This is a genomic window from Streptomyces sp. WAC06614 (genome assembly GCF_003949795.1).
Classification (GTDB): Bacteria; Actinomycetota; Actinomycetes; order Streptomycetales; family Streptomycetaceae; genus Streptomyces.
On the sequence record NZ_RPRY01000255.1, the window covers coordinates 1 to 10,249 of the forward strand.

10 protein-coding genes and 1 pseudogene are annotated in these 10,249 nt (G+C 72.7%); 4 read left to right on the forward strand and 7 right to left on the reverse strand.

Features of this window, described 5'->3' with window-relative positions:
* A pseudogene (locus tag EF918_RS37755) lies at positions 1-456 on the reverse strand (hypothetical protein); the annotation flags it as partial.
* Between the two features lie 224 nt (positions 457-680).
* On the opposite strand from EF918_RS37755, the gene EF918_RS26585 reads away from it, so the two are divergent.
* Entirely contained in the window at positions 681-1,523 is an 843-nt protein-coding gene (locus EF918_RS26585; protein WP_185921933.1) for an AfsR/SARP family transcriptional regulator, read from the forward strand.
* Here the strand turns inward: EF918_RS26585 and EF918_RS26590 are convergent.
* From EF918_RS26590 to EF918_RS26600, 3 genes are all read right to left on the reverse strand, one after another.
* Positions 1,472-2,218 (reverse strand): SDR family NAD(P)-dependent oxidoreductase, encoded by a 747-nt coding sequence (locus EF918_RS26590; protein WP_125651292.1) that lies wholly within the window; start codon positions 2,216-2,218, stop codon positions 1,472-1,474. The two genes, EF918_RS26585 and EF918_RS26590, sit on opposite strands and share 52 nt — an antisense overlap.
* 82 nt (positions 2,219-2,300) lie before the next feature.
* The gene (locus tag EF918_RS26595) at positions 2,301-3,530 is read right to left on the reverse strand and encodes a class I adenylate-forming enzyme family protein (RefSeq protein WP_125651294.1); all 1,230 of its coding nucleotides are present in this window, start codon (positions 3,528-3,530) and stop codon (positions 2,301-2,303) included.
* A 361-nt stretch (positions 3,531-3,891) separates the two neighbouring features.
* Positions 3,892-4,617, reverse strand: coding sequence for an SDR family NAD(P)-dependent oxidoreductase (locus EF918_RS26600; RefSeq protein ID WP_125651296.1), 726 nt, complete (start codon positions 4,615-4,617; stop codon positions 3,892-3,894).
* A 105-nt stretch (positions 4,618-4,722) separates the two neighbouring features.
* Between EF918_RS26600 and EF918_RS26605 the strand changes: the two genes are divergently transcribed.
* From EF918_RS26605 to EF918_RS26615, 3 genes are read left to right on the forward strand one after another with little or no spacing between them, the layout of a single operon-like run.
* Positions 4,723-5,661: a LysR family transcriptional regulator gene (locus EF918_RS26605; protein ID WP_125651298.1), complete on the forward strand. Its 939-nt coding sequence runs from the start codon at positions 4,723-4,725 to the stop codon at positions 5,659-5,661.
* 33 nt (positions 5,662-5,694) lie between these two features.
* The gene (locus tag EF918_RS26610; RefSeq protein WP_125651300.1) at positions 5,695-6,786 is read left to right on the forward strand and encodes a dihydrodipicolinate reductase; all 1,092 of its coding nucleotides are present in this window, start codon (positions 5,695-5,697) and stop codon (positions 6,784-6,786) included.
* A complete protein-coding gene (locus EF918_RS26615) occupies positions 6,783-7,262 on the forward strand; it encodes a carboxymuconolactone decarboxylase family protein (RefSeq protein WP_125651302.1) in 480 nt (159 codons plus the stop codon). The genes EF918_RS26610 and EF918_RS26615 overlap by 4 nt, the downstream gene beginning before the upstream one ends.
* Before the next feature lie 75 nt (positions 7,263-7,337).
* Here the strand turns inward: EF918_RS26615 and EF918_RS26620 are convergent, their stop codons facing one another.
* The 3 genes from EF918_RS26620 to EF918_RS26630 form a co-directional block, all read right to left on the reverse strand.
* The gene (locus EF918_RS26620) at positions 7,338-8,966 is read right to left on the reverse strand and encodes a GMC oxidoreductase (protein WP_125651304.1); all 1,629 of its coding nucleotides are present in this window, start codon (positions 8,964-8,966) and stop codon (positions 7,338-7,340) included.
* A gap of 138 nt (positions 8,967-9,104) precedes the next feature.
* On the reverse strand, positions 9,105-9,794 hold the full coding sequence (locus EF918_RS26625) for a formyltransferase family protein (RefSeq protein ID WP_125651306.1): 690 nt from the start codon (positions 9,792-9,794) through the stop codon (positions 9,105-9,107).
* Positions 9,791-10,249, reverse strand: a 459-nt coding sequence (locus EF918_RS26630) for a phosphopantetheine-binding protein (protein ID WP_260610702.1), incomplete at its 5' end; no start/stop codon positions are given. The genes EF918_RS26625 and EF918_RS26630, both read right to left, overlap by 4 nt.

Genomic DNA, 10,249 nt, shown 5'->3' on the forward strand with positions numbered 1-10,249 from the left:
GGTGGCGGGGCGGGCGCGTAGGCGGGGGAAGCGCTCGGCGACCTCGGCGGCGCGGGCCAGGGTCTCCTGGACCAGCGCGTCCGGGTCCCCGCCGTCACGGGCCGGGCGGCGCTGGAGCGAGGCGTTGGCGGAGGCGCCCAGGACGTTGCCGAGGACGAAGGTGAAGACCCCGGCCGCGGCCCGATCGGCGGCCGGGCCGGCGAAGCCGCCCTTCTCGTGGACGGCCAGGGTGTGGCCGTCGTGGCGGGCCTTGCCGGGTCCGAAGGCGCGGCACGTGGCCGTGTTCGGCGGGACCGTCGCGGCGCTGGTCGCGCTCGCGCCCTGAACGGCGCCGGCGCGGCGAGGGCCGGAGGGAGGGGTCCGCGCACCGGGTGCGCCCTTCGGCCGTCGCCCTTCGCGAAACCGCGGCGGGGGGTGAGATGGCGCACATTTCCCGCTGCAACCGAACAGCAACACCGCGTAGGTTATTGCGGTTGCCCGGAAGAAAAAATATGCACATTATTTTTACACCGGCAGTTGACAGCGGATCAGTTCCTTGACAGCTTCCGGCTGGCCTGATTAGGATGTCTCAATATGTCACAAGTCGTAAATGTGCAATCCGTTCTGCACTTTTACAACAAACCCCCCACACTGCATTCCGACTTGTTCCCACCGACTTGCGACGGCCGCCTGGAGAATTCATGGATATCGGAGTCTTAGGCCCTCTTTTCATATCGGCTCACGAGCCCGCCGAATACATCGAACTGGCACCGAAACCCCGCACCGTCCTCGCAGTCCTCGTCGCCAACGCCGGCGCCACCATCCCCGTCTCCTCCCTGGTGCGCGAGGTGTGGGGCGACGCCCCGCCCGCCAGTGCGCTGCGCAACCTGCAGACCTATGTGCTCCAGTCGCGCAAGATGCTCTCCCACCTCACCGGACTTCCGCTCCGGGTGGTCGCCGGCGAACTGCTCATGACCCGGCCCGGCGGGTACACCTTCAGCGACACCGCCGCGCATTTCGACTACCGGTCGTATCTGGAACTGACCGAGCGCGGGCGCAGATCCCTGCGCAACGGAGCCGTGCGGGACGGCATCGAACTGTACGCGCGGGCGCTCGGCCTCTGGCGCGGTCCGGCATTCGTCGACGCCGTCACCGGGCCCGCGCTGGAGGCCCAGCGGCGCCAGCTGGAGGAATCACGGCTGAGCGTGGTCGAGGCACTGTCCGACGCACGGATCAATGTCGGCCATTATCACGAAGCAATTTCCGATCTCGCCGCGTCGGTGTCCGAGCACCCGCTGCACGAAGGACTGCATTTCCAGTACATGCGGGTGCTGGACATCACCGGGTCCAGAGCCCGGGCGCTGGAGGTCTTCAACCGGCTGCGCCTGAATCTGGTCTCGGAACTCGGTATCGAGCCCGGCGCCCCGGTGCAGCAGTTGCAGCACCACATCCTCAACGCGGGGGACTACGTCGACCACCCCGACCACCCCGCCTACACGGCCCCGTACCCGCCGTCCACGGGCAGGATGACCCCGGTGGTGTAGGAGGCCGGCGACTCCGCGAAGTTGGCGACCCACCAGGCGACCTCCTGGGCCGTTCCCGCACGGGACAGCGGCAGCAGTTCCTGCAGGCGGTGGATCGCCGACACCGCGTGGTCGTCCAGTCCGTTGTTGTCGAGGATGGGCGTCTCGATCGGGCCCGGGGCCACCGACACCACCCGGATCCCGAGCCCGGCCAGCTCCCCCGCCCAGGCTCGGGTGAAGAAGTCCAGGCCCGCCTTGGTCGCACCGTAGAGCGAGAGCTCCGGCCAGCCGCGACGGCCCAGCGAGGCACTGATGTTGATGACCGTGCCGCCCGCACGGGCCAGGGGCAGCAGAGCGGCCTGGGTCAGCAGCAGCGGCGCCCTGAGGTTGACGGCCATGAAGCGGTCGAAGTCCTCGGCCGTGACGGTGCCCAGCGGGGTCCGGCCCAGCACGCCCGCACAGTGCACCAGCGTGTCGATGCCGCCGAACGACTCCAGGGCGGCGTCGACCACCGCGGCCGGGGACCCGTGGTCGGTGAGGTCCGTGGCGAGCGGGGCGATCGCGGGATGGCCGGCGGCCGTGGCCGCGAGCTTCTCCCCCGACCGGCCCACCGCCAGTACGTTCGCACCGCGTGCGGCGAAGGCGTGCGCCGTGGCCCGGCCGATCCCGCTGCCCGCGCCGGTGACCACCGCGGTCTTCCCCGTGAGGGTTGGCATCGAAGCTATGACTCCTGGTCGAGAGGTGACGAATACCTTCCGTCCAGAAGAACACCCTTCGCTGTACGGCGGTTGCCGTCGGTCACGAGGAGGGGCGACCACTGCGGGTCAGGGCGCGCCCGGCCGTCCGGTCCGCCAGCAGGATCCGGTCGGTGCCGCGGGTCAGCGCCACCCGGTCCGCGGACGGGTCGATCCGGCCCAGGATCCGCAGGGCGCCGGCCGGGTCGAAGGCCGCCCGGTCGCGGGTGCACAGCCACCCGGGCCCGTCCAGGGGTCCGTCGGCCAGGAAGCGGGCGGGCGGGGCCTCCTGCGCCAGGTAGGGGTTGCGCTCCATCCGGACCTGCAGCTCACCGGCCAGGACGCGGACCTGGACGCCGGGGACCACCATGCCGACCGTGCCGGGGCCGTACCAGCCTGTGGGATCGGCGGCCACGATGCCGGTCTCGGTGGTGCCGTACGCCTGCCCGATGCGGACCCCGTAGCGCTCGGCGAAGCGGGCGTGCACCCGGTCGTCGAGGCGGTCCCCCCCGGAGACGGCCCGGCGCAGCCCCGGCACGCGGACCGCGCGGTCGCCGAGGGCGAGCTGGGTGAAGTGCTCGGTGGTGCCGAGGACGGTGTCGACCCGGGAGCGGATCGCCGTGCGCAGGGCCGCGGGACGCCCCGTGCGGGTGGGGAAGACGGTGACCGCACCGGTGTTCATGTTGTGCAGCAGGCCGCCGACCAGGTTGAAGGAGTGGGCGACCGGGCCCAGGAGCAGGACGCGGGAGCCGGGGCCGGGCATGCCGCCGACCCGGCGGAAGGTGTCCAGTTCCGCCAGCAGGGACGCCGGGGTGCGGCCCACGGCCTTGGCGAAGCCGGTGCTGCCGGAGGTGAAGTGGACCAGGCAGTGGTCGGCGGTGGCGGGCCGGCCGCCGCGCATCCGGCGGACGAGGACCTCGCACTCGTCGTGGAAGGCGCGGGGGAAGCGGGTGGGTGCGTCGAAGGCCACGTGGTACTGGGGCCGGCAGCGGTCGAGGAGCCGGCCGAGCTCGCGGCCGCGGATGTCCTGGCCCATCAGCATCACCTGGGCGTCGAGCGACCACAGGGCGAGGACGGACCACAACTGGGAGAAGCTCGGGGTGCCCTGGAGGGCCACGGTGCTGCCCGGTCCGATGCCGTGGGCGCGGAAGAGGGCTCTGAAGTCCGCGGTCCGGGTCCGCAGGCGTTGGTAGGTCACCTCGTGGCCGGCCTGGGCCCACAGGGCGCCCGCCGGGTGCCGGGCGAGCAGTTCCGCTCCCCACCAGTCCCTGTCGTCACCGGATGTCTCGCGCATGACGGATGCTCACTTCCCACTCGTCGTCAGGACCGTGCCGCATCTGTCGAACACCGGAACGGGGGGAAGGGTTGCACGGGACCGCGCGGGGAGCCGGCCCGGCCGCCCCGCCCCCGCCGCGGGCCCCCCCCCCCCGCCCCCCGCCCTCCTCGTCCCCCCGGGCCGCCCCCCCGCCCCCAGCCCGGCGGCGCGGGGCCCCGCCCCCCCCCCCCGCCGCCGCACCGGACCGCGCCGCAGCCGGCGTACGACATGGCCTCGCTGTGCGCGGCCGCGCACGGGACGGTCCCGCCGACCATCGTCGACCTGTGCGCGAGCTCGTACGGGCCGTGAGGGGCGCCTCCCCCGGCGGCGGGCGGGCCGGTCACCAGGGCACGGTGCCGGCGTCGTCGAAGAAGCCGCCGCTCGGTCCGTCGTCGGGCAGGGTCGCGAGGTGGATCGCGATCGCCGCGCCCTGCTGGGGAGTGCGGACGCCCTGGAAGCCGTTGAGGTCGGTGGCGGTGTAGCCGGGACAGCCGGAGTTGACCAGGATGCGGGTGTCGCTCAGCTCCTTGGCGTACTGCACGGTGAGGGCGTTGAGGAAGGTCTTCGACGCCAGGTACGCAGCGGGGACCGGGCCCATGTCGATGCCGGGCGTGGTCTGCAGGACGAGCGATCCGACGCTGCTGGACATGTTCACGATCCGCGGCGATGCCGAGCCGCGCAGCAGGGGCAGCATCGCGTTGGTGACGCGGACGACGCCGATCACATTGGTCTCCACGACGGCCCGTACGGTCGCGGGATCGAGCGTGGTGGGCGTCTGGGGCACAGCGCCGGTGATCGCGGCGTTGTTGACGAGGACGTCGAGCCCTCCGGCCCGGTCGGCGATCAGCTCGGCCGCGGCGGCCACGCTCGCGTCGTCCGCCACGTCGAGCGGAACGCCGAACGCGTCGGTCCCGGCCGCGCGCAGCTTCTCCACCGCCGTGTCGCGGCGCTCCCGGTCCCGGGCGCCCACGCCGATCCGCCAGCCGAGGGCGCCCAGGCCCGCCGCGATCTCGTATCCGATGCCCTTGTTCGCGCCGGTCACCAGCGCGATCGTCTGTTCCTTCATGTCGTCAACCCTGGTGCGCCGGCGGGCAGGACGTCCAGGACCGACCGGGTCGGCGGCGATACCGTACGGGTATCGGTGCTGGTGGGGGCCGGATACGATGACGTGGTGGAGACGCGGGAGCTACGGTATTTCGTCGCCGTGGCGGAGGAATTGCACTTCGGGCGGGCGGCGCAGCGGCTCGCCATGGCGCAGCCCCCGCTGTCGCGGGCGATCCAGCAGCTCGAACGGCGGCTCGGCGTGGAGCTGCTGCACCGCAGCGCGCGCCGTGTCGCCCTGACCGAGGCCGGCTCGGTGCTGCTGCGGGAGGCCCGGGCCGCACTCGACGCGGTCGAGGCCGCCGAGCGCCGCACCCGCCGCGCGGCCGCCGAACGGCCCGGTGTGGTGCTGGCCACGAAGGCCGGAGCATCCACCGCACTGGTGTCGAAACTGCTGGACGCCTACGCCGCCGAGCCCGGCGCGGTCGCCGTCGAGGTGATGCTGTGCGGGCCGGGCGAGCAGGAGAGGATGCTGCGCGACGGGCGGGCCGACGTCGCCCTGCTCCAGCGGCCCTTCGACACGACGGCCGGACTCGACAGCGAGGACCTGCACAGCGAACGGCAGGTCGTGGTGCTGCCCGCGGGGCACCCCTTGGCCGGCCGCCCCCGTCTGTCGATGGCCGAGGTCACCGCCTTGACGGACCTGCCCCTGCCGCGCTGGCCCCGACGGGACGGGAGCTGCCCGGACGGGCCCGGCCCGCAGGTGCGCGACCACACCCAGCTGTTCCAGCTGATCGCGCTCGGCCGGGCCTGCGCGGTCGTGCCCGAGTCCCTCCGGACCCATCTGCGCGACGAGCACGCGGCGGTGCCGGTGGCGGACGCGCCGGCTGTCACGACCGTCATCGCCTGGCCCCCGCACAGCAGGTCGCTGGCCGTCGCCGACCTCGTCCGCACCGCCGCACGGCTCTGCCCGACGGATCCGAGGGGCCCGGGCGGCACAGGCGACCCGGACGGCTCGGGCGAACCCGACGGCTCGGGCGGGCGGGGCGAACCTCGGTCCCGACACTAGGAACTGACGACCCATCAGGTTACGCTCCGCTGCATGATACCGACCGTTGTCTGGGGCACCGGCAACGTCGGCCGCGCGGCCATCCGCGCCGTCGCGGCCCATCCGGCGCTGACCCTGACCCATGTCCTCGTCCACCATCCCGCCAAGGTCGGCCGCGACGCCGGCGAGCTCGGCGGTCTCGGCCGTCCGCTCGGGGTCGACGCCACCGACGACGTCGAGGCCGTCCTGGCCGCCCGGCCGCGTGCCGTCGTGTACGCGGCGTCCGGCGACATCCGCCCGGACGACGCCCTCGCCGACGTCGTCCGGGCGCTGCACGCCGGCGCGGTGGTCGTCACCCCGTCCCTCTATCCCCTCTACGACCCCCGCAACGCCCCGCCGGAGTTCCGTGATCCGGTGCTCAAGGCGATCGCCGAGGGCGGCGGCGCACTGTTCGCCTCCGGCGTGGACCCCGGCTGGGGCAACGACGTCCTGCCCCTGCTGATCAGCGGCCTGGGCAGCACCGTGGACGCCGTGCGCTGCCAGGAGATCTTCGACTACTCGACGTACGACCAGGAGGACTCGGTCCGTTCCCTGGTGGGCATGGGCCTGCCCATGGACCACCAGCCGCCCATGCTGATCGAGGGCGTGCCGACCATGGTCTGGGGCGGCCAGGTCCGGCTGATGGCCCGGGCGCTCGGCGTCGAACTGGACGGGATCCGGGAGACCTGCGCCCGGCGACCGCTGGAGCGCACGGTCGAGACGGCCTCGATGGGTACGTTCGAGGCGGGCACCCAGGGTGCGGTGCGGTTCGAGGTGCAGGGCGTGGTCGACGGTGTGCCGCGCATCGTCATCGAGCACGTCACCCGGATCCACCCGTCGTGCGCCCCGGACTGGCCGACCCCGCCCGACGGGGTCGGCGCGCACCGGGTGGTGATCGAGGGCCGGCCGCGGATCGAGGTCACGGTGGAGGCCTCCGACGAGGACGGCAATCGTTCGGCGGGCGGCAACGCCACCGCGGTCGGCCGGCTGGTGGGCGCCGTCGACTGGCTGGTCGAGGCCGGACCGGGCCTGTACGACGCGCTCGACGTCCCGCTGCGGCCCGCGGTCGGACGGCTCGGCACCACGGCCGGAAGGAGCACCGGATGAACATCGACGTCCCCGAGGGGAAGCACCCGATCGAGTACGTCTGGGGCGAGATGGTGCCCGAGATCGGCATGGCCGCCTCGAACTTCTCGCTGTCGGTGTACGCGCACACCACGCTGGGGCTGCGCGAGTTCGAGGCGGCGCGGCTGCGGATCGCCCAGATCAACGGCTGCGGGTTCTGCCTGGACTGGCGGACCGAGCGGGACGGCGAGAAGGTCGAGGAGGAGTTCGCGGACGCGGTCACCGCGTGGCGTACCACGGAGGCCTTCGACGAGCGCACCCGACTGGCCGCCGAGTACGCCGAGCGGTACGCGCTCGACCACCACGGCCTGGACGAGGAGTTCTGGGGCCGGATGACGGCGCGGTACAGCCAGGCCGAGATCGTGGAACTGACCATGAGCATCGGGTCCTGGCTGGCGTTCGGCCGGCTCAACCGGGTGCTCGGGCTCGACAGCGTGTGCGTGCTGCCCACGCAGTGACGGTGCGACGCCAGGAGCGCGCCGTGACCGGCCGGGCCGGTCGCGGCGCGCTCACTGCTTCCCGGGTCCGGCCGGTCAGAGATCGGTGGCGATGATCTTCTCGATGTTCCGTTCGGCGAGTGCGGTGATCGTCACGAACGGGTTGACGCTGGTGTTGCCGGGGATCAGCGCCCCGTCGACGACGTAGAGACCCGGATGCCCGTGCAGGCGGCCGTAGTTGTCGGTGGCCCGGTTCAGCACGGCGCCGCCCAGCGGGTGGTAGGTGAGGTGGTCGCCCCAGATCTTGTTGGTACCGAACAGGTCGGTGCGGTAGATCGTCCCCTCCCTCTGGTTGATCTTGTCGAAGATCGTCCGGGCCATGTCGATGGAGTCCTGCTTCCAGGCGGCCTGCCAGTTGAGGTCGACCCGGCGGGCCGCGGCGTTCCAGGTGAACTGGGCGCGGTGCGGGTTCTTGGTGATGGAGAGGTAGAAGGAGGCGTACGTCTCGATGCCGGTGGGCAGCGGGGCGACCTCGGCGAAGGCCCCTCCGGCGGCCCAGTTGTCGATGCCGCCGCAGGGGATGGAGGCCTGCACCTTGCCGGTGGGGTCCCACAGGTGGTTGGCGCGGCCGCACATGACGTTGCCGTTGTCGCCCCAGCCCTTGCCGATCTCGTCGTTGAGCCCGGGCAGCACGCCGGTGGCCTTCAGCCGGACCAGGAGCTTGCTGGTGCCGACGCTGCCGGCGGCGAAGAAGACCCGGTCCGCGGTCACCGTCTTGACGGCGGTGACGTCACCGTTGGTGGCGAGCTGCTCCATGGTGACCGTGTAGCCGCCGCCGGGGCCGGCGGCCGGGGCCACCGAGGTGACGCGGTGCAGCGGGGTGACGGTGACCTTCCCGGTGGCCGCGGCGCGTGCGAGGTAGGTCTTCTGCAGGGACTTCTTGCCGGCGTTGTTGCCGTAGAGGATCTCGCCGTCCAGGGCGGACCTGGGCACGGTGCCCGCCGCCTCCTGCTTCATGTAGTCCCAGTCGTAGACGTCGGGGACGAAGACGAACGGGAAGCCGGAGCGCTGGGCGTGCTTGCGGCCGACACGGGCGAACTGGTAGCAGTCCGCGGTCTCGAACCAGGCCGGGTCGACGACGCCCACGCCCAGTCCGGCGTTGGCGCGCGGGTAGTAGGTGCGGTACATCTCCTCGGCGTCCACCGAGGGCAGGACGGCGGCGAAGTTCTCCCGTTTGGGCGTCACCGCCATCCCGCCGTTGACCAGCGAGCCGCCGCCGACGCCGCGGCCCTGGTAGACGATGATGCCGCCCATCTCCTCGGCGTCGAGGATGCCCGTGTAGCGGGGGACGTCCTTGTCCAGCGGGAAGCCGAGGAAGTTGCTCAGCGGGGCCTTCGTCCTCGTGCGCAGCCAGTACGAACGGTAGTCGGGCTTGGTGGTGTTGGCGAAGATCTTGCCGTCGGGGCCGGGGGTGTCCCAGGCCATGCCCTGCTCGACCATGTGCACGTCGACCCCGGCCTCGGCGAGCCGCAGGGCGGCCACGGAGCCGCCGTAGCCGGTACCGATCACCAGGGCCGGAACGTGTGCCCCGGTGTCGATCGCGGCTGCGGCGGCGGTGGCGCGGCCGGCGAGGGCCACGGCGCCGAGAAGAGAACCTGTTCCTGCGATGAAGCGGCGACGCGAGATGCCTTGGGGAACGTCGCCAGTGGGGGTAGAGTCACTCATGTGAGCTTCCTCACTCGTGGCGGAATTGCAACAGGTTCTACCTCCGAGTGAATGGGAAGTCACTGGATACCAGTTGGTAACTTTCAGCCCGTCAGAAACGCAGGACGGCCCCCGTGGCGGGAGTGCCACGGGCCTGCCTCAGGACAACCGGCGGATCGCCTCCACCAGTTCCGGAGCATGGGCCGCGAACGGGCCCAGGTCGGTGGCCCGGGCGTACGCCGGGTGGTCGCGCCAGTGCGCGAGCCGGCCCAGATCGCGCACCCCGTGGTACGCCGACGGGCCCGCGGGCCGGCCGGCGAGGGCGTCGGCCGGGACCGCCCGGCCCGCCGCCACCGCCGGGAGCTGCTCCTCGAACAGCTGCTGACAGGCCCGGACGCCCCGCAGCATCACCTGGTGGAACCGGTCCTCGGGGCCGATCGGGAACCGGCGTTCGGCGAGCACCCGGCCGGTGTCGATCCCCGCGTCCACCTCGTGCAGGGTGGCGCCGTACGCGGGGTGCCCGTGCAGCACCGCGTGCAGCACGGCGACCGAGGGCAGTCCCCGGTGGCGCGGCAGCAGACCGTTGTGGACGTTGTACAGGCGCAGGCCCAGGGACAGCACCGGGGCGCGGAAGATCCGCCGGTTGTTCAGGGACCAGACGATGCCGTCGCTCGACGCGGCGGCCAGGGCCGCCGCGTGCGCGTCGATGTCGGCGCCGACCAGGAGGTGCGGTCCGGCCCCGGCGGCGTCCGCCGGGTCGGCCGAACACACCAGGTCGACCGGGTGGCCGCGGTCCGCCGCATGGGCCACCGCGCGGCGCAGCAGGGCGCCGTCCCCGACGAAGATCATGCGATCGCCCCCGCCCGTGCGGCGCGGACCCGGGCACAGACCTGGCCGAGCGTCACCTCGCGCAGCAGGCATTCCAGTCCGGCCATGAAGTGGCGGGCCTGGTCGGGGTCCAGGAGGTCGGCGGAGACGGCGGTGAGCATCTCGACGAGGGCGAGCGAGTCGCCGCCGAGCGCCTGGAAGTCGGCGTCCGGGGTCAGCGCGGCCGGGTCCGTGCCGAGGACCGCCGCCCAGTGACCGGCCACGCGCTCCTCCAGCCCGGCCGGCTCCGCCACGGCCGCCGCCGGCGGCCCGGACCGGGCGAAGGGGTCCGGGAGGGCGTCGAGATCGGCCTTGCCGCTGACGGTGCTGGGCACGGAGTCGACCACGAGCACGTGCGCGGGCACGAGGTGCGGGGGCAGCACCCGCGCCAGCGCGGTCCGCAGGACCTCGGGCAGGGCGGAGGGCCCTGAGGGACC